Below are 20,244 nucleotides of genomic sequence, written 5' to 3'. Positions count from 1 at the left end.
CTTCAACAACTAATTTTTTAAAGTCATAATCATATTTAGCCACTATAAAAAGCCCCTTAAGTTAGATTTTCTGGTCCAACTTAAGGGGCGCACTACACTTTTCTTCTCTTTTTTTTGTAGTAGAAGTAGCACTTTTGAGATGGGGAATAATAAATTTAGAGGCAATTTACTTAAAAATATGGAAAGAATAAATTTTAGTTGCTTCTGGTTCAGAAAATAATGATAAAATAAAGAAAGTAGATAGGGAGGTTTTGTATGGGAGCAATGTTTAAAAAGTCAAAATTATTATTTTGGACAGTAGAAATCGTAGTGACAATTATTGGTGTGTATTTTATGTTACAGATGCCTAATATATTTAGTCCAGTTTTGAGAATGATTTCAGCAGTGTTTATGCCGTTACTGATTGCTGGATTTTTGTACTATATGTTTGACCCAATTGTTGTTTTTTTAGAAAAAAGAAAAGTTCCACGTTTAGTTGGCTTTATCTTATCATTTTTAGTGCTAATTATTTTGATTGCTTTAGTGGTAATGAATGTCGTGCCACAATTAGTGAATCAGTCTGTTCAGTTAAGCCAATCAATCCCTGTTTATGCAGATAAACTTAATACATGGTTATTAGATTTAAGTAGAATGGATGAATTAAAAGGGATTAATCTTCAAGAACAGTTTGATAAGGCGAACATTACGATTAGTAATATTTTAAATATTGCGATTGTAGGTGTGACTAGTAGCTTATCTAAAATTGTGTCTGTATTGATGCGATTTTTTGTCTTACTTTTTACAGTTCCATTTATTCTTTTATTTATGTTTAAAGATGGGCATAAATTTTTGGATTCGATGTCTAATTTTTTTCCAAAAAGTATTCGTAAGGAGTTGCGACAAACGGTTAGAGAGATGAATGAGACTTTATCTGCCTATATTAGTAGTACGATCTTGGATGCCTTAATTATTGGGATATTAAGTTTTATTGCGATGACTATTTTTAAGCAACCCTATGGACTGTTATTAGCTGTATTTTGTGGTGTCACTAATATTATTCCTTATGTAGGACCTTTTATAGGAGCAGTGCCAGCTGTTTTAGTAGGATTGTTTGTTTCTCCGTGGCAGGCTCTGTATATGGCGATTTCAATTCTGATTATTCAGCAACTAGATGGCAACTTAATTAAGCCCTTGTTGATGAGTAAATCATTAAATATTCACCCAGTAACAATTATTCTATTGCTGATTGCTTCGGGGAGTGTTGCTGGTGTCATTGGTATGCTGATTTGTATTCCTGTGTATGGTGTAGTACGCACACTAATCCTTAACATCAGAAAAATTTATTTGTTAAAAAAGGAAAGCCACGAGCTCAAAGAGGAAATTGAAGAATTAGAGTGATTTACTTTTAGAATAAAAAGATCGAATTTGCAATTTGAGTAATCCTCTGCAAATTCGATCTTTTTTCTTATTAATCTAAACCGATTAAATAATCGTCGTCTTTCATAGCTTCCACTGTTCCTAGTAAATAACCATTCCCTACTTGGGAGAAGAAATCATGGTTACTGGTACCTGTAGAAATACCATTCATTACAATTGGGTTTACATCGTTTGCGGTATCTGGGAATAGAGGTTCCATTCCTAAATTCATCAACGCTTTATTCGCATTGTATCGTAAGAACGTTTTTACTTCTTCTGTCCAGCCTAATTCATCGTAAAGCTCTTCAGTATATCTTTCTTCGTTTTCATAAAGTTCGTATAGAAGGTTATACATCCAATTTTTTAAGTCTTCCTGCTCTTGTTCAGGTAATTCGTTATAGCCTAGTTGGAATTTGTAGCCAATGTAGGTACCATGGACAGATTCATCACGAATAATCAATTTAATGATTTCAGCAACGTTTGGCAATTTATTGTTTCCAAGATAATACAAGGGTGTATAAAAACCAGAGTAAAAAAGGAAGGTTTCTAAAAAGACACTAGCCACTTTTTTTTCTAAAGGGGTGCCATTTTTATAAATTTCATTAATGGTTTCAGCCTTTTTTTGTAGATAGACATTGGTGTTTGTCCATTCGAAAATATCATCGATTTCTTTTTTTGTGTTTAAAGTACTAAAGATAGAAGAATAGCTTTTTGCGTGAACGGATTCCATAAATTGAATATTATTTAGTACCGCTTCTTCATGGGGAGTTCGAACATCATTTCTAAGCTGTTCCATTCCACTTTCTGACTGAACTGTATCCAGTAAAGTCAGGCCGCCGAAAACGTAACCAACCGTTGTCTTTTCTAGCTCAGATAAAGTTCTCCAATCATCCAAATCGTTAGATAAAGGAATTCGTGTATCTAGCCAGAATTGCTCTGTTAATTTTTCCCAAGTTGATTTATCAATCACATCTTCAATGGCGTTCCAGTTAATTGCTTCATAATAAGTTGCCACTTTTTTTCCTCCTCTAATCAGGTGGTATAACAGACATTGTGTTTGTTTTCTTTTACCAAAAGATTGCTCATTTATTCGCTATCAATAAGAGACAAGGCGACCGATAAGACGACCGCCTTATTCAATAAATTTTTTAGATAACACAGCTTTCACATTGATTGCTGCCGATTTCTTCTGCATCGTCTGTAAAGGTACGTACATAATAAATAGATTTAACCCCTTTATGGAAGGCATAATGACGCAAAATGTTTAAATCTCTAGTAGTTTGTTTTGAAGTATCTTTCCATTCGTAAAGACCTTCTGGAATTTCAGAGCGCATAAACAATGTTAAACTCATTCCTTGATCTACGTGCTGCTGTGCTGTGGCATAAACATCAATCACTTTTCGCATGTCCATATCATAAGCAGAAGTATAGTAAGGAATTGTATCGTTGGCTAAATAAGGAGCCGGATAATAAATTTTCCCGATTTTTTTCTCTTGACGTTCTTCAATTAAACGAGTAATTGGGTGAATACTAGCACTGGTATCATTAATATAAGAAATAGAGCCATTTGGTGCTACAGCTAGACGGTTTTGATGATATAGACCATCTTTCTTCACAGCTTCTTGTAGTTGTTTCCAATCTTCAGATGTTGGCACGAAAATATCTTTAAAGAGTTCTTTCACTTTCTCAGATTGAGGAGTAAAATCACCTTCGATGTATTTATCAAAATAAGAACCGTCTGCATAATCAGATTTTTCAAAGTTATGAAAGACTTTGTTGTATTCTTTGGCAATAGTGTTACTTTCCATAAGTGTCCAATAGTTTAATAGTGTGAAATACGTATTAGTAAAATCAAGAGAGTCTGCAGAACCATACTCCATATGATTTTTTGCAAAGAAGGTATGCAAGCCCATTGCACCAAGTCCAATGGTATGACTTAAACGATTTCCATTTTGAATGGAAGGAACCACATCAATATCAGAAGCATCCGTAACAAAAGTTAGCGCACGTGTCATTGCTCGAACAGATTTACCGAAATCAGGACTGTCCATTAAGTTTACAATATTTGTTGAACCTAAGTTACAGCTAATATCTGTTCCTAGGACTTCATATTCTTGTTTACCATTTAATTTAGAAGGTGTTTGAACTTGTAAGATTTCAGAGCAAAGGTTACTCATAATAATTTTTCCATCAATTGGATTACTTTTATTTGCCGTATCAATATTGATAATGTAAGGGTAACCTGATTCTTGTTGAAGTTTTGAAATTTCATTTTCTAAATCACGAGCTTTGATTTTACGTTTACGGATATTTGGATTAGCCACTAAGTTATCGTATTCTTCTGTAATGTCAACGTAAGAGAATGGAACGCCATATTCACGCTCTACACTGTATGGGCTAAACAAGTACATTTCTTCATTTTTACGAGCTAACTCATAAAATTTATCAGGAACAATAATACCTAAAGAGAGAGTTTTTACACGGATTTTTTCATCCGCATTTTCTTTCTTGGAGGAAAGGAACATTTCGATATCTGGATGGAAGACGTTTAAGTAAACAACGCCTGCACCTTGGCGCTGGCCTAATTGGTTTGAGTAACTAAAGCTATCTTCAAATAATTTCATTACTGGAACGACGCCGCTTGCAGCACCTTCATAACCTTTAATTGGAGACCCAGCTTCACGTAAGTTAGAAAGTGTAATTCCAACACCTCCACCAATTCGAGACAATTGTAACGCTGAATTGATAGAACGACCGATGCTATTCATATCGTCAGTAACTTGGATTAGGAAACAAGAAACAAGTTCGCCACGTCGTTTTCTTCCTGCATTTAAGAATGAAGGGGTAGCCGTTTGGTAACGCTGATGGATCATTTCATCTGCTAGTGTTAAAGCAAGTTTTTCATTTCCATCTGCAAAATAAAGCGCATTGAAAGCCACGCGGTCTTCATAACTTTCTAGATATTCTGTACCTTCGTTATTTTTCAATGCGTATTGAGAATAAAATTTGTAAGCAGCCATAAAAGAACCAAATTGGAAATGTTGTTCATCTAAAAAAGTATAAAGTTTTTCGATAAATGACATAGAATACTTTTCTAGGAATTCTGTTTCTAGATAGTCATTCTCTACAAAAAAGGTAATTTTTTCTACTATTGAATTGAATTTCTTGGTGTTGGGAAGAACATTTTCTTTGAAAAAGGCTGTTAAAGCTTCTTTGTCTTTGTGTAAAGGGATTTGACCATCAACAGGGCGATTAATTTCATTATTTAGTTTAAAATAACTAACATCTTTAATTTCTTTTAGACTCAAATTCACTCACTACTTTCTTAAAGGATTCCACATCTTCATTCGTTCCGCTGAACTCAAAGGAAAAAACGAGGGGCACTTCATAATCACGGGCAATATCTTTTGCTGTAAAAATAAATAAATCAGCAAAGTTACGGTTACCGCCACCAGCGACCGCTTTTAAATTGATTTTATTACTATTGTAGTCAAGAAAGTCATTCACTACCTCGGTTATATCAAGATCATAGGTAGGAACGACTAGAATATAAGGTTCATTTATCTCAAAAAAAGGATTCGCAGGCTCAATCTCATAAGCAGGCAAACCCAATTTGTTAATGAAGCGTCTCGTTTGTCCAGTTACTGAAAAATAGACAAGTTTCATCTTAACAAGCCAGTTGTTTCAATTGGTCAGGACGGAATCCAACAACAGTTTTAGCGTCTGAAGTGATAACGGGAACACTTTGGTATCCTTGTGATTTTAACCAATCTACAGCATCGGGTTGATTATCTATATTTACTTCCTCAAATACAATGTTATTTTCGCTCAAAAAACGTTTTACCATATTACATTGCATACAATTATTTTTAGAAAAGATTTTTACATTCATTTTTCTTACCTCCTGAATTTATCTACAAACACTAGTATAAATCTATTAAAAAAAAAGTCAACACTTAGACACTACATCTTGTGGTTATTTTTTTTCTTACTACCACTCTTTGTGTTTTTGAAAGAAATATGAAAACAAGTAAGGTCATGAGTTTCCACCATAAAAGCGTTGGGAATTTGTTTATAAAAGAAGAAAATAAAAATTTTGAAGTGGGAAATTTTATTTTGTAGATACAAGATATAGTGCTTGAAAAGAAAAAGAACACTAGAATGAGCCTCTAGTTCTACTAATAGAAGATTTTAGAGAAAATGGGAAATATGATTGACTTTAAATGGTTAAAAAGGTATTCTTAATGAGAACGATTATCAATTTCAATGAGGATGATAATGAAACTTTTTCACATGGGAGGGTCACAATGTTTACATTGGCAGAAGCTAAATTAAATAAGGTCTATACAATAGAAGAGATTCGATCAGATGAAGTGGCAAAGAAGCATCTAAATAACCTTGGGCTAGTGCCTGGTGGAAAAGTGGTTCTAGTCAACCAATCAAATGAAAACGGTATCGTATTGCTACATAATAGTAGGATTGCCATTAGTCTATCAATTTTGAGACAAATAATTATTATAGAAAGAACAACCAAAGAAGAAAATTGGGTTTCTTTGGATCAATTATCTATCGGAGAAAAAGCAAAAGTTGTCGGTATTCATGGTAAAGGAGCAATTAAACGTCGCCTAATGGATATGGGGTTAACTAAAGGGGTAGAGATTTTGGTTCGCAAAATGGCTCCGTTAGGTGATCCAATTGAAATTAATCTTCGAGGCTATGAATTGACCTTGAGAAAAAATGAAGCGGAATTAGTGCTAGTGGAGAAAGAAGGGTGGAAGGAATGAAGGAGTGTCACATTGCGTTAACAGGAAATCCCAATAGTGGGAAAACCACAGCTTTTAATGCGTTGACTGGTTCCAACCAATATGTAGGGAATTGGCCTGGAGTAACTGTTGAGCGTAAAGAAGGAAAGTTAAAGAAAGAAAAAAACATTACAATCCAAGATTTACCAGGTATTTATTCCTTATCTCCTTACACACCAGAAGAAGTAGTCGCTAGAGATTACCTGCTGAAAGGAAAGCCAGATGTAATTTTAAATATTGTAGATGCAACCAATTTAGAAAGAAATCTCTATTTGACAACCCAATTAATGGAAACAGGAATTCCTGTTGTAGTTGGATTAAACATGATGGATATTTTAGATAAAACAGGAAAGAAAATCAATATTGATAAGCTTGCTTATGGTTTAGGTGTAGACGTTGTTGGCATTAGTGCGCTAAAGAATCGTGGTTTGGATGAAGTGGTTAAAAAGTCTATCAAGACCACTGAAACCTATCCATTAGAAGTTAGCTATCCAACGTACGATAGTCGCTTAGAAGCAGCTTTAAATGAGATTAAGGACATCTTGGGAAGTAGTGTCATAGACAATCAAGTTCGTTGGTACAGTGTTAAACTTTTTGAAAGAGATGCTAGAGTTTTAGAAGAGTTAAATTTAAGCAACGTGCAACGCTCAGAAATTGAAGAAGTCATAGAAATTGCTGAAAAAATTTTTAACGATGATAGTGAGTCTATTTTAATTAATGAGCGCTATGAATTTATTACTCGTTTGACCGCTCTTTGTTCGATTGAAAAAAAAGAGGTAACCTTTAGCAATAGTGATAAAATTGATCGGATTGTAACGAATCGTTGGTTGGCGTTGCCTATTTTTGCATTCGTTATGTGGCTTGTTTACTACTTATCTATTCAAACGGTAGGGGTAATGGCGACGGATTGGGTAAATGAAGAATTATTTGGTCAAATGATTCCCACAACGGTCAGTGCTTTATTAGAAAGTTGGCAAGTAGCATCTTGGCTACAAAGCTTGATTTTGGATGGAATTATTGCAGGAGTTGGAGCGGTTTTAGGCTTCTTACCACAATTAGCTGTTTTATTCCTATGCTTAGGCTTTTTAGAAGATTGTGGCTATATGGCACGAATTGCTTTTGTTATGGATCGTTTGTTTCGAAAATTTGGCTTATCAGGGAAATCATTTATTCCAATGTTGATCTCAACCGGTTGTGGGGTGCCTGGAGTCATGGCAAGCAGAACGATTGAAAATGAAAAAGATCGACGGATGACAATCATGGTAACAACTTTCATGCCTTGTTCAGCCAAACTACCAATCATTGCATTAATTGCAGGTGCATTTTTTCCAAATAGTAGTTGGGTTTCTCCTTCAGCCTATTTTTTAGGGATTAGTGCGATTGTGTTGTCAGGAATTGGCTTAAAAAAGACAAAGATTTTTTCTGGAGATCCTGCACCATTTATTATGGAATTACCTGCTTACCATATGCCTCAAATTAGAAGTGTGTTACGTCATGCTTATGATCGCAGTAAATCTTTTGCCAAAAATGCAGGAACAATTATTTTTGTTTCTAGTATTATTATCTGGTTTACATCTTCTTATAGTTTTACGCTACAAGAAACATTGGGCGAACAAAGTATGTTGGCAACCGTTGGCAAAATCATTGCTCCGATTTTTGCACCTCTAGGTTGGGGTAACTGGCAAGGTACCGTGGCTACGATTACTGGTTTGGTTGCAAAAGAAAATGTGATTAGTACTTTTGGTATTTTGTTTGGGCATGTAGGTGAAGTCTCTGAGAATGGAGTAGAAGTTTGGTCTGCGTTACAAGGGGCTTTTACATCTGTTGCAGCATACTCTTTTCTAGTCTTTAATTTGCTTTGTGCCCCATGCTTTGCAGCAATTGGTGCTATCAGCCGTGAGATGGGGGACACGAAATGGACAATGGGAGCAATTGCTTACCAATGTGGGCTAGCTTATGTAGTTAGTTTCATTATTTATCAACTAGGGCATGTCATCTTTGAGCAAGGAAGAATTGACTTTGGAACCTATTTAGCAGTGGCATTAGCAGGTGTAATCTTATATCTATTATTAAGAAAAACAAAAATGAAATCTGAAGCAGTTGTGACAATAGCATCATTAGAGAGAGGGTGAGTAGATGGCTACGATTATTTTAAGCACACTAATATTTGGTGGAGCTGGATATATTGTCTATTCTCGAATAAAAAAAGGGAAAAGTTGTACGGATTGCCATACTACATGTCCAGTAAAAAAAGAACAAACAAAATAGAAAAGAAAGCTCATTATGGATGAAACAATCTTGTTCATTCATAGTGAGCTTTTTTTTAGAATAACATTTAATTAGTAACTGATTAAGTATTAATTGATTTTTTTCAAAAATTTGGGGAAATAAGGAAAAATATATAAATAAAAATTCTTCTTAAATGTAGCAGTTAGCAGAAAAAAAATGATAGAATAATATTTATAACTATAATATATTTTTTTCTTATCTTTATTATTTAATTTTATCTGAAAAAAGAAGAGGAGTCTATAGCGAAAAGCAATTTCCTCTATCACTTTTTTGTGTTTTATCTGAAAAAAGTGAGAAAAAGGGGGTAAATGCGCGAAGAAAAATAAAATATAACCAAATTTTGTGCTATTTGTGATTTGAATTTTTAAAATGTGATGGGTTAAGAGAAACCAGTCATATTTTTGAGCCGTCAAATAAGCCGTCAATTTCTATATTTTGGAGGAAGAGTAGCCATGAGTAAAAAAGGAGAAAACATTTATAAAAGAAAGGATGGTCGCTGGGAAGGTCGCTATATAAAAGCAAGGAATGAGCAAGGAAGAATTATTTACGGGTATATTTATGGAAAAAAGTACTCAATCGTAAAAAAACGTTTGGCCGAATTTCAGGTCCGATATGCTAAACCTCAAGAAGGGATATCCCTTTACGATGGGACTTTAGCTGAATGGCTGAACTACTGGTTAAACATTTTTATGAGACAAAGGATCAAGGTTTCTACCTATTTAAGTTATCAGGCTAGAATGGACATGTATATTATTCCTTTTCTTGGGAATAAAAAATTGATTTACTTAAAGAAGACTGATGTAGAAAGGTTCTTATTCTATCTATATACTTTAGAACTCTCTAGTTCCACTGTTCGTTCTATTTTTATGGTTCTAAAAGGTGCGATGAATCGTGCGTTTTCAGAGAATTACATTTTGTCTGATCCATGTAAAGATTTGGTTTTAAAGTCCGAAGATAAGAGAATAATCAGAGCCTTAAGTAGAGCTAATCAGCATAAGTTAGAAATGATTTCGCTAGAAGAAAAAGGTTGCTCTGCGGTTATCCTAGCACTGTATACTGGCATGCGAATCGGCGAAATTAGTGCATTAAGGTGGGAAGATGTTGATTTTGAAAAGAATATTATTTTAGTGAAAAAGACACTATACAGAGTACCACCAGAAAAAAAGGGTGAAAAAACAAGATTGATTTTTGGAGAACCAAAGACAAAAGCTTCGAAACGGACCATTCCAATTGCTGGAAATTTAAAGGAATATCTATTGAAGAAAAAAGAAGAGAGTGTATCAGACTATGTGATTTCATGTAAAAATAGCTTTGCAGAACCTCGAGTTATCAGCTATCGCTTTAAAAAAGTTTTATCTAAAGCGAATGTGGACAAAATTCAGTTTCATGCTTTACGACATACGTTTGCAACCAGATGTGTAGAACAAGGAATCGATATCGCTACACTTAGTAAACTACTAGGGCATTCATCCATAAAATTGACTCTAGATACATATACAGATTCCATGTGGGAGAGCCGTAAAAATGCGATTTATGTGATTGATGGATTACTTGGAAAACCACCAATGATCTCAGTGTAAAGTAAAAAAATGAACGATATATCAAATATTTGGAGTAACGCTCGATGAGCATTATTCCAAATATTTTTTTGTTTTTAAGCCGTCATATAAATGGTCAAGGTACTTTAAAAAGCACATGTGACGGACAAAAAACCCTTCTTTTCTTCTAACTGCTACATCTAAGAAAAGCGATGGGAATTTTTTTGCAGCAATATCGAATAGTATATTGTGCATTAGTTAACAATCAAGAGATAGAAAAGCAAACTAATTTTATCAGCAAATAGTGTGATTGAATTTTTAGTGAAACGCAATTAATTATACTTTAAAACATGTCTAATTGCCGCATTGTTTGTTTCGAATTAGAAAAAAATTATGAATCTAAATAACGGAGAATACTTTCTATTTAAGGAGGAGGCAAAAATGTATAACATTGGCTACTTTTCATTATCGGAAGAAAAGGATAATAGTGAGCACGGCAAGGGAATAGAAAAAAAACACTACAAAATTCATTCGATAACGGAGGAGCATTTTAATAAGATTGAACAGTTGGATGTTCTACTTCTAGAAGAAAGTAAACCTAGCGATATTAACCAAGTCTGTGAAATGCTGATGAATGTTAGAAAAAGATCTAATATTCTTGTTTGGATTTTAGCTCATCCAGACGTAATAGTCAGAAAGAATAGAATTGTTTATTTGAAACTGGGTGCCGATGGTGTAATAGATCATACGGATAATTGGGAGGAACTATCATTAATACTAAAAAATGCCATCAATCGACATTACTTCCCTCAATTTGTAAATAAAAAAATGCTAAACCAAGAGAAATCGACTTTTAAACTAATTCCACAGAATTTTAGTGTACTTATTGAAAGTGGTGAAGAGATTAGCTTAACAAAGCTAGAGTATAAAGTGATTGAATATCTGTATGCAAATAAACAAAAAGTAGTTAGTTATGAAGAACTATATCAAAAAATTTGGACTGGTGATTGTCACGAGTTGAAGTATCGGATTTGTAACTTAATTTTTCATCTTAGAAAGAAGATACAACCAACTAAAGATAGCAAGGAGTATATCAAAACAGTCCGTTCTAAAGGGTATGTTTTGAAGCTCTAAAATTGATTAATTTAAACTTTTAGTAAGAAAAAAAATTCTATGTTAAGTCTGGAAAGTAAGGAGGAGAAAAATGAGAAATAGATTAATTAACCATAGAATAATCTGCGAAACAGGGTAGGAAGATTATAAAAAATTCTTTCTCTAGAAAGGAGGGAGAGATTCTGCTTGTTTCGCTAAAAAATGAAATTTAGGAGGAAAAAAGATTGAAAAAAATAAAAATTTTAGAAAAAGGGTTATTTGTCATTGCGGCAACATGTGCATTAGGTATGGTGGCTTTAACTGCCCCATTATCATTAACAGAGCAAACAATTATTGCTGAAGCAGCAGGAATTGATACTGCAGAAGTATCAACGATTGCAGAATTTGAAGCGGCATTGCAGAATCCTAGTGTGACAACAATTAATGTAAATCAAAGTATTCAGTTTAGAAAAAATATCACAAATATTCCCAATCGTGATTTAACAATTAATGGAAATGCTGATAAAGGTGTAGTTATAAACTCATCTATCAATTCTATCTATGGGAAACAAAATACCAAAGGAACTAATACAGTATCGATTAAGAACGTAAATATCGTTGGAGATGATGGTTGCGGACGGTTCTTCACTGGTGGTTCTGGAAATGGCCCTTCTAGCTATGGATGGGATGTTTATGCTGAAAATGTAACTTACAAAGGAGCACGTTTTGTTCATTTAAGTGAAGGAAAACTAACCTTTGCAGGTACAAATACCATTAATACTCGTGCAGAAAATGCGTGGGTTCATGATTTAGAATTTCTTCCAGGAACTGTTTACAATGGGATAGCAGCAAACAAAGATCATGGTCAATTCTCTGCTTTTTATTTTAATGGTGCGTTAATTAAGGGCAAAGCAACAGGTGAAGTGAAAATCGGTGATGGTGCAAACGTAAACGTAAAAATTGGACCTCAAAGCAAAGTGAACTATTACTATCCAGTCTTTTATGACAAAGTTCAAAAAGTAGATGTTGGCGTTGGCGCAGTATTAGATGTAGATGCAGCTGGTGTAGCTTTCCAATTTATTCCGCGTGCTGATTATATTAATAAACAACCATCTCTTAATTTAGCAGCAAGAAGTCGTGTTTATTTTAATGGTCGTGGTGGTGGAAACTATGCAACGATGAAATTACAATACTATGGATCAACAGTAAACGTTGATCGTACGGCTGAACTAGTAATCACTGGCGATAGCACTAAAGCAGTTGTAGAAAGTGAATATAAAGGAGCCATATTTAATCTAAACGCTCCAAAGAACTTTGAAATAGCGAATAAACGTCCTAATTCAAAACTGTTTTATGCGACGAATACAACGATTAATGCAGTAAACGTTTCTCGTGTAAAAACGTGGAGTCAAGTTGGCGGAGACTATTTAGAAGAGCCAGTTTCAACTTTTACAACGCGTAATTTTTCAGTTAATTTTGGTAAGTGTGTTGACAGTAAAACATTAGGGATTAACGGAGACTTATCTCCTCAATTTAGAATGGAAAATTATGGCAAAATTTCACTTTTAGGTGGATTGAATTAAGTCGCTTTATTTCATTTAAGACAGCTTTTGAGAGAGACAAGTTAACTTGTTTCTCTTGAAAGTTACTAAATTTAGAGAAAGGAGGACAACTATTGAGTAAATTTAAAAAAATGTCTATTTCCTTTATTATGTTACTTTCTCTTATTGTGACAGGCTTTTATTATAATCAGAAGATGACAAGCAATCCGATTGTTGCAGCCCCTTTACCAGGGTATACAGATATAAGAACAGCTCCTGGAATAAATAAAGTCGGTGCGTCAGGTTCAAATGCTGAAATTGATGGAGATTATGGATTTATGTTTAAACTGACCCAGTATGTGACCTATGTACCTATTGGCAATCCGATAATTGATAATGGCTATACAGGTAGTAAAACGAAAGTCTATCGCTATAGCCCAGATGCTGTAGGTGAACAAGGTGCTTGGATTAAAAATGCTGGGCTGTACAATGGTCGAAGTGTGGATTTGAAATTTGTTGTAGACAAATTAGAGTTTAAGAAAAAAAAGGATGGGACCTACCCGTTTTTTAGGTTTTTTGCTGTAGAAGATAGTGAAAAGAAAAGCAACAGTAATCTCCCTGGACAGGGAAATACTTGGAATGAATTCTATCTCATGGCAGGTTCAGGTGTCTATTCTCATGAAGAAGACTTTTCGCAAGGGGATAAAGCATCATATCATTATGAGTTTTTTGATCATGACACAGGAAAACCGCTAAATTTAAAAGGTGCTTGGAATTTCAATAACATCAATATTATGAAAAAGGCTTCAATTCCATACGCCAGTTCTACATTTGATTCCATGTATGTCAGAGATATTAGTGAAATAGGCTATAAATTGGAGAATGGGAATTTTGAGATGGCGAGTGGTTCTTATGAAATGAACCATCCTGAAGGTCGATTGACACACCTATTCAGCCAACAACGCTACGATATAGGCATGGAGTTCTATGGTTATGGTGATATTGGGGCTATGGGAATTATGTATTCGACAGAATCGATTGCAAGAATAGCACCAGCAACACCGATTGTTTATGGTTTAAAAAATTCAGCTGTGCATACAGATGGAGAATATAAGAAGATATACTATTCTATCTTACAAAGTATTGCTGACAATACTAAGGAGAATAGAAATACTACATTTGAGTTGAAGACAGAAGTTCCAAGTTACTATGATATCGAATCAATCAGAGTCTATGAATATGGGTCAACAGTAGATATTTCCACACTATTCACTATTGACACAACAGGATCAAATGCTGTATTAACTGCAAAAGATTCAACTTCAGATGCATTTAACGGAAAGGTTTTTGATATCAAAATAACAGCCAAACCGAATGCAGCTTTTAAATTCGATAAAAAGGCATATGGTTATCAAGTAGGTGGTGAGGATGATGGTCATATGACCTTTGAACTGGGTGGACCAAAAACATCAGCTCATTATACCTATAAAACTCTTTTTGATAAGACGCTCACTTCAGAAGTAGTAGAAAATCAGTCAAAAGCGAAGGTGCTTTATGAAGGTGTGCCTACAGGTAAAAGTCGTGAAAATTTGACTATTCCTTTTAGAAAATCAATTTTAGAAGTTTATCCTGATGCTGGGGATGTAATGCAGGCAGGATATGAATTAGCAGTAGACACTGATAATCCCTTAGACCAGCCAGTTACTGCTACCTATAAATCACCACTACCAGATACCACTGTATTAAATGTCGGTAATCAAGTCAATCTAGTTGTGATCTTGACTTCCGCAAAAGGCGTTGTGACAGAAGTTCCCGTGACTTTAACGGTTGGTAGTGTGGCTGCCGAAGTAAACGTTCTGTTCGTGAACGATGATTCGTCACCAATTTCCCTTCACAATCCAATTAAGCTGACAAGTTATGGTGTTGGTGATGTCATTGACTTAACAAGCATTGATTCGATCAATAAGGCGATTGAAAAAGTAAACTCTGATGGTTATGTTATCAAAACTAGGCCGACTGGAGAAAATAACTTCAACGTGACAAATTCTGAAATGACGGTCACTTATATCTTTTCTGGTCAATTAATTTTATCGTCAGCGCCCAAAGTAATTGATTTTGGTCGGTTAACGTATGATGCAAAAACAAAGCGAGTGGATAATCCTCAATATGCAGAAGCTCTTGAAGTAAAAGACACCCGTGGAGCAACCACTGATGGCTGGTATTTAACAGCAACTTTAACAGAGAAAATGAAGAATAGTGAGGGAAAAGTTTTAGAAAATACATTACGTTATCGCAGAGGTCAAGACGACAAAATATTAGGTGATAGTGCTCAGATTGTTTTTGAAAGCCAAGCTAAACTCCCTGGAACATACAAAGTTAGTGATAGCTGGGGAAGTACGCAAAATTCAGAAGGGGTAAAACTACAATTAGATGGAAATGTCAATGTATTCTCAGGGGATTATACAGGCACCATTCTTTGGAAAGTTCTGCCAGGCCAACCATAGGAGGAGGGGAAAGATGATAAAAAAAGCAGTTTACTTCTTAGCTATGATGGCATTTGTATTTTGTTTGGCAGCTTTTAGTGGCGGAATAATAGGCTTAGCTGCAGAGGAAAATGGTGGTCAAGTGACGACCAACTTTAATATTGAATTTTATGAAGAAACTGTAGGAACAGACTCAACAACGAATACAACGTCAAGAGAGTTACCAAACACTGCAACTTCGAAACCAGGCAGCTTACCAAAAACTAATGATAGCTATGGTAGCTCAATTTTCATTCTTTTAGGTGCTAGCTTACTCCTCTTAGTTGGAGTATTAGCCACACGCCGATTGAAAGCGAGGGAGAAAACTTGAGAAATTATATTAAAAGCAAGTTTATCATAAGTGGCTTATTAGTTTTAGGTGTTATGCTATCGGCTGATGTTGTCACGGCTGAAAGTACCAGTTTAGAAACGAATGGTACCGTTAAAGTTCCAGGGAATGATAGTTCTATAATTGTTGATCCAGAGAAGCCAGAAAAACCAGTCAATCCGGGTGAAGTACCATCAACTAAGGGAGACTTACGGATTGATTATGTCTCTTCTGTTGAGTTCGGACGTGTAAAAATTGATGCTAAGAAACGCAGTTATAAGGCTTTAGCACATCAGTTTTTAGATGATACAGAGCCGAGAGGTAGCTACATTCAAATAACAGATCAGCGGACTGTTAGCACAGGTTGGTCAATTCAAGTGAAACAAAATTCTCAATTTACAGGTGATACAGAGGCTACTTCAAGTGAATTAAAAGGTGCAGTCTTATCATTAGATCAAGCTTGGGCTAATTCTTTAGGGAATAGTCTGGCACCAACAGTTACAAGAAACACGATTGCGATTCAAAATTTTGATACGGCCTATGAATTAGCTACGGCTAAACCAAATACTGGTCGAGGTGTTTGGACGATTGCCTTTGGTGCATCTGCAACAAATAATAACAATCAAAAAAATACACTGGAGCCTTTAATTGATGATAAAGGTCAAGCGGTAATGGATAGTCGTGTTAATAAACAGGCTCACAGTAATTCGGCAATAAAGCTGGATATTCCTGAAAAGGTAACGATTAAACCGCAAAAATATAAAACAAAATTAACATGGATTTTAGGTGACATGCCTTAATAAGCAATGAAGCAGATTTGAAAATTTAGTACGGAGTTTACTTAGAAGCATTCTAAGTTTTCTTAATAGATAAAAAATAGGAGGAAATAACAGATGAAAGTGAACAAAATTTGTGCAGCAGCATTAGTAGCGGCTTTAGGAGCATCTTTAGTTGGAGGAACAACAGCTTTTGCGGACGCTAAAGAATTAAATGGAAAAGGAACGGTAACTGTAGACGAAGGGACTTTAACTGGAACGGATCCTATTCCCGATCCTGAAAAACCAGAAGAACCATTTACACCAACTGATCCAGGTGACGTGACAGAAAACCCAGATCGTGGATCGATTATCATACAAAAAGTGACTAACTTGGATTTTGATACAATTTCAACTTCTAATAAAGTAATCACAAAATTTGCTAAACCAGTGGCAGTAACAGATGGTAAACGTGGAGCGGTTGTTGGTTGGTCAGATATTCGTGCAAACGAAACTTATGGTTACACAATCACAGCTTCAATGTCACAACAATTTACTGGGGCAACCGCTACAAATAAATTAACTGGCGCAACCATCCAATATAAAAATGGCTTCTTCGTAGCAGCAGCAGAAAATACAAACGTTAAACCGACTATGCCTGGAACAACACTTACAATTGGTGAAGATGGTACTGCAACAACGGTTATTACAGCAACTAAAGCTGCAAAACAAGGGAAAGGAACGTATGCGTTGGCTTATGGAGATTCTAGAACTTCAACAGATGATAAATCTGTTGAGTTAACAGTTCCATTAGCAACAGCGTCAAGTATGGCTACTGATACCTATACTGCTAAAGTATTATGGAAAATTGTACCAGAAGTATAAAGCTTAACTTGGTTAATACTTTTTACTAAATGGTTTAATAAAGTTGGCGGGCCAGAGCTCGTCAACTTTATTATTGTTTACTTGTGAGAAATAGAAGAAAAATAGAAAGAGTGAAGAGCAGATGGCCTTAAAATATAGTAATCGACGAACGGTGATTGGAATGATGTTGGTACTTTTTTTCAATCTGATCATCGGAGTTTCAATTGTTGAAGCTACTGGGGGAGAGTCAGCTGATTATGCTGGAGCGACAGGATTCAGCTATCAGATAATTTTCCCGGATAACCAAATTGAAAAAGATTTAGGTTACTTTAAGCTAAATCTCGCACCAAATACAAAACAAAATCTTGAGATTATTTTAACGAATCCAACAGATGAAAAAGTAGTTGTTGGTGTTGATATCAATGGAGCTAAGACAAATCAAAATGGTGTTGTAGAATATGGGACATCCACTATAAAAAATGATAAATCATTAGCTTTTCCTTTTGAGAAATTGGCAACAGGGCCAGATGAAGTTGTTTTAGAGCCGAAAACATCTAAGACGTTAGAAGTGAAAGTGACTATGCCGGCAACAAGCTTTGAAGGTAGCATTGCAGGTGGTATCCAGTTAATGCGAACGAACCAAAAAGAAGAAGCGGGGAAAGGCGGCTCTCAGATTATTAATGAGTATGCCTATGTAATCCCAGTTCTATTGCAAGAAAAAGATAACACGCTACAACCTGAATTAGAATTAAATAGTGTGAAAGCAGGGCAAAGCAATTATCGAAATACGATATATGTAAATTTTTCTAATGTCGTTGCAACCTATGTTAGAGAAATGACAGTTGAAGTCCAGCTTAAAAAGAAAGGGAGCGAAGCGGTATTATTTGAGCGGAAACAAACGATGATGACGATGGCACCAAATACATTTCTTGACTTTCCAGTTAGTATGAATGGTGAGGCTATGGAATCTGGAGAGTACATTGCGAATATTCTAGTCAAGTCAGGGGAGAAAAAATGGACATGGGAAGAAGCGTTTAAAATTACTGATAAAGAAGCGGATAAGTTTAATGAACGAGACGTCGGTTTAGTGTCAGAAAAAGGGATAGATACGAAACTGATTGTAATGACTATTGTTGGTATAATTGCCTTGATTGCAGCTATTTTCGCCCTAATTAGCTTTGTTCGAAAAGCGAAACAAAAGAATAAAAGAAAGACAAAATCAAGCCCTAGAAATATAAATAAAAAAAGTGGAACTAAAGCAAAAGCGTCCCCAAGAACCAGTAAAAAAACAAAAAATAAAAAATAAAGACAATAAAAATGATTAGAGGATGGGATACGATGACATTAGAAATGATCTATATAGGAGGGACAATTCTAGTAGTACTTTTAGTATTGGGGGCTCTGCTTGCTCTAATCCTTTACCTCTATCAATTACATAAAATTAGACAATTATTAGCGAAGAAATTTCGCCGTAAAAAGAGGCGACGGATGCAAAAAAAACAGCATCGAATATTAATGAGTCGTAAGAAAAGATACTTAAGATGGTTTGTTTTTTTGAGTGTTATATCAGGTGCAGGTTTTGCAGGAACGCTATTTCTTTCTAATTATCAAGGAACGCATTTGACAACAGCTGATGGTAGTGTCATAAGCAAAGCTCATTTCTATTTATTAGATTTAGAAAACCAATTACAACAAGTGAGTGAACAAACGATAGAAAAAGAAAAATTTGAATCTAATATACGTATCTTGACCTCTAATATTGCTAGTGTGGGATTAAAACAAGCCAGTAAAGTTAATACAACGGAAGGACAAGCGATTCTCAATCGATACTATACTTCGTTAAAAGAATTGGGGATCAATGGTAGTGCTCAAGTAGGTAGTTTTTATGATAATCCTGATCTTCTGCAAGATTATTTAACAGATACAAAGAAAGTCAGCCAGAATGAACAAGCTGTTATGTCATTTTATAAAATCGATAAGTCACATTTTAAGGAAAGTAAGTGAGCGTGACGAATGAAGGGAAAGTATGTTAAACAGCGGCAACATAACGGGGCGTATAATAAACAACGTCGCCATTCACCGACGAAACATCAAATAAAAAATAGAAATATCCATTTACTCAAAGATTTATCATTAGCAATCGTTTTTTCCTTGCTAATCCTTATAGCGATTACGATGTATTATTTTCAATTTATTTCAATGACGGGATTGGCGATGTCGCCCACTTTGAAAGAAGAGGATAAAGTTATTATTAGTAAAAAAAGTAGCTGGCAGCGATTTGACCTGTTGGCGATCAAGAATCCTGGTAAGCCGATACAAATTCGCCGCTTGATTGGTAGCCCAGGAGAAAAAATTCTTTATAGAGAGGACCTATTGTATATTAATGATGAAGTGGTAGACGAAAATTTTTTGGTTAGTGAAATTAATAGTAGTCAAGCTTCTGGCAAAAACTATACAGAAAATTTATCTAGTATGCTATTAAATAAGGATGGCGTAATACCTGATAAATTCTATTTAGTGTTAGGAGATAATCGCCCCTATGCAACTGACAGTCGTCATTACGGACTCGTTCCTCAAAAAAATATTATGGGAAAAGTGGTAGCAAGGTATTGGCCTATTAATGAGTTTGTCTTGTTTTAGAAATACAATTGTTCTCAAAAAATTAGTCGTTTAAGACTGCATTAAAAAAGAGAAAGCGAATAAATTATCAAAGGAAATACTTATTGAGAGGATTATTACTAGGTACTCCTTCTTTCTTAATAAGGAAGAAGGAGCTAATAGGCATAAATATTGTGGTATTTCTGATTGGAATACGCTAGAAATATTGATTTTAAATTCAATCAGAAGATTAATAATAAAATTTTTTGAATAGTTAGGATGGATAGCTTGAATTCTACTGTTGATTGGCTTTAGCTGATTAACAGTAGAATTCAAGCTATCCTTTTTTTATAAAAAATGTTGATGAAATCCAAAAAAGTAACTCAGAAATTTTGTAGTTCTGAGTTACAAAATTTAAATATTTTTGATTTGTCAAATTAAGCTGGACAAATGCTTATCATTTACGTAACTCAAAAATACCTCTAATGGTGTCTGATACTTTAATGATTTTCTTGGTATA

The 20,244-nt window shown here is 34.8% G+C and carries 18 protein-coding genes; 14 read left to right on the top strand and 4 right to left on the bottom strand.

Annotated elements, in window-relative coordinates; genetic code table 11:
* Window positions 1–255: 255 nt before the first annotated feature.
* Complete coding sequence (locus BCR26_RS13090) at window positions 256–1,377, top strand: AI-2E family transporter (protein ID WP_069699443.1); 1,122 nt, start codon at window positions 256–258, stop codon at window positions 1,375–1,377.
* Window positions 1,378–1,447: 70 nt separating this feature from the next.
* On the opposite strand, the gene nrdF is transcribed toward BCR26_RS13090, so the two are convergent.
* From nrdF to nrdH, 4 genes are all read right to left on the bottom strand, one after another.
* A complete protein-coding gene (nrdF, locus tag BCR26_RS13085; protein ID WP_069699442.1) occupies window positions 1,448–2,410 on the bottom strand; it encodes a class 1b ribonucleoside-diphosphate reductase subunit beta in 963 nt (320 codons plus the stop codon).
* A 133-nt stretch (window positions 2,411–2,543) separates the two neighbouring features.
* Window positions 2,544–4,703, bottom strand: coding sequence for a class 1b ribonucleoside-diphosphate reductase subunit alpha (gene nrdE, locus BCR26_RS13080; RefSeq protein ID WP_069699446.1), 2,160 nt, complete (start codon window positions 4,701–4,703; stop codon window positions 2,544–2,546).
* Entirely contained in the window at window positions 4,684–5,061 is a 378-nt protein-coding gene (gene nrdI / locus BCR26_RS13075; protein ID WP_069699441.1) for a class Ib ribonucleoside-diphosphate reductase assembly flavoprotein NrdI, read from the bottom strand. Before nrdI ends, nrdE begins: the two co-directional genes overlap by 20 nt.
* 1 nt (window position 5,062) lies before the next feature.
* Window positions 5,063–5,287, bottom strand: coding sequence for a glutaredoxin-like protein NrdH (gene nrdH, locus BCR26_RS13070; protein ID WP_069699440.1), 225 nt, complete (start codon window positions 5,285–5,287; stop codon window positions 5,063–5,065).
* A 415-nt stretch (window positions 5,288–5,702) separates the two neighbouring features.
* Between nrdH and BCR26_RS13065 the strand changes: the two genes are divergently transcribed.
* The 13 genes from BCR26_RS13065 (at window position 5,703) to lepB (ending at window position 19,766) form a co-directional block, all read left to right on the top strand.
* On the top strand, window positions 5,703–6,179 hold the full coding sequence (locus tag BCR26_RS13065; RefSeq protein WP_069699439.1) for a FeoA family protein: 477 nt from the start codon (window positions 5,703–5,705) through the stop codon (window positions 6,177–6,179).
* A complete protein-coding gene (gene feoB, locus BCR26_RS13060; protein WP_069699438.1) occupies window positions 6,176–8,329 on the top strand; it encodes a ferrous iron transport protein B in 2,154 nt (717 codons plus the stop codon). The genes BCR26_RS13065 and feoB overlap by 4 nt, the downstream gene beginning before the upstream one ends.
* 4 nt (window positions 8,330–8,333) lie before the next feature.
* Window positions 8,334–8,465: a FeoB-associated Cys-rich membrane protein gene (locus tag BCR26_RS18365; RefSeq protein WP_139124952.1), complete on the top strand. Its 132-nt coding sequence runs from the start codon at window positions 8,334–8,336 to the stop codon at window positions 8,463–8,465.
* A gap of 473 nt (window positions 8,466–8,938) precedes the next feature.
* A complete protein-coding gene (locus BCR26_RS13055; protein WP_069699437.1) occupies window positions 8,939–10,066 on the top strand; it encodes a tyrosine-type recombinase/integrase in 1,128 nt (375 codons plus the stop codon).
* Window positions 10,067–10,465: 399 nt separating this feature from the next.
* Window positions 10,466–11,158 carry a winged helix-turn-helix domain-containing protein gene (locus BCR26_RS13050; protein ID WP_169818891.1) on the top strand — a complete coding sequence of 231 codons (693 nt, stop codon included), beginning with the start codon at window positions 10,466–10,468 and terminating at the stop codon, window positions 11,156–11,158.
* Between the two features lie 203 nt (window positions 11,159–11,361).
* Window positions 11,362–12,699 (top strand): pectate lyase-like adhesive domain-containing protein, encoded by a 1,338-nt coding sequence (locus BCR26_RS13045; RefSeq protein ID WP_069699436.1) that lies wholly within the window; start codon window positions 11,362–11,364, stop codon window positions 12,697–12,699.
* A 92-nt stretch (window positions 12,700–12,791) separates the two neighbouring features.
* On the top strand, window positions 12,792–15,161 hold the full coding sequence (locus tag BCR26_RS13040) for a WxL domain-containing protein (protein WP_069699435.1): 2,370 nt from the start codon (window positions 12,792–12,794) through the stop codon (window positions 15,159–15,161).
* A 13-nt stretch (window positions 15,162–15,174) separates the two neighbouring features.
* Entirely contained in the window at window positions 15,175–15,510 is a 336-nt protein-coding gene (locus BCR26_RS13035) for an EF2685/EF0750 family sortase-dependent surface protein (RefSeq protein WP_069699434.1), read from the top strand.
* Entirely contained in the window at window positions 15,507–16,307 is an 801-nt protein-coding gene (locus BCR26_RS13030) for a WxL domain-containing protein (RefSeq protein ID WP_084387138.1), read from the top strand. Before BCR26_RS13035 ends, BCR26_RS13030 begins: the two co-directional genes overlap by 4 nt.
* Window positions 16,308–16,400: 93 nt before the next feature.
* Window positions 16,401–17,147: a WxL domain-containing protein gene (locus BCR26_RS13025; RefSeq protein ID WP_069699433.1), complete on the top strand. Its 747-nt coding sequence runs from the start codon at window positions 16,401–16,403 to the stop codon at window positions 17,145–17,147.
* A gap of 121 nt (window positions 17,148–17,268) precedes the next feature.
* Entirely contained in the window at window positions 17,269–18,432 is a 1,164-nt protein-coding gene (locus tag BCR26_RS13020) for a WxLIP family cell surface protein (RefSeq protein WP_069699432.1), read from the top strand.
* Between the two features lie 11 nt (window positions 18,433–18,443).
* A complete protein-coding gene (locus BCR26_RS13015; RefSeq protein ID WP_211272306.1) occupies window positions 18,444–19,130 on the top strand; it encodes a hypothetical protein in 687 nt (228 codons plus the stop codon).
* A gap of 9 nt (window positions 19,131–19,139) precedes the next feature.
* Entirely contained in the window at window positions 19,140–19,766 is a 627-nt protein-coding gene (gene lepB / locus BCR26_RS13010) for a signal peptidase I (protein ID WP_069699430.1), read from the top strand.
* Window positions 19,767–20,244 lie beyond the last annotated feature (478 nt).

It is taken from the genome of Enterococcus rivorum (genome assembly GCF_001742285.1).
Lineage (GTDB): Bacteria > Bacillota > Bacilli > Lactobacillales > Enterococcaceae > Enterococcus_L > Enterococcus_L rivorum.
The sequence above is the reverse complement of the archived record's forward strand: the minus strand, read 5'-3'. Positions and strand labels throughout refer to the sequence as shown.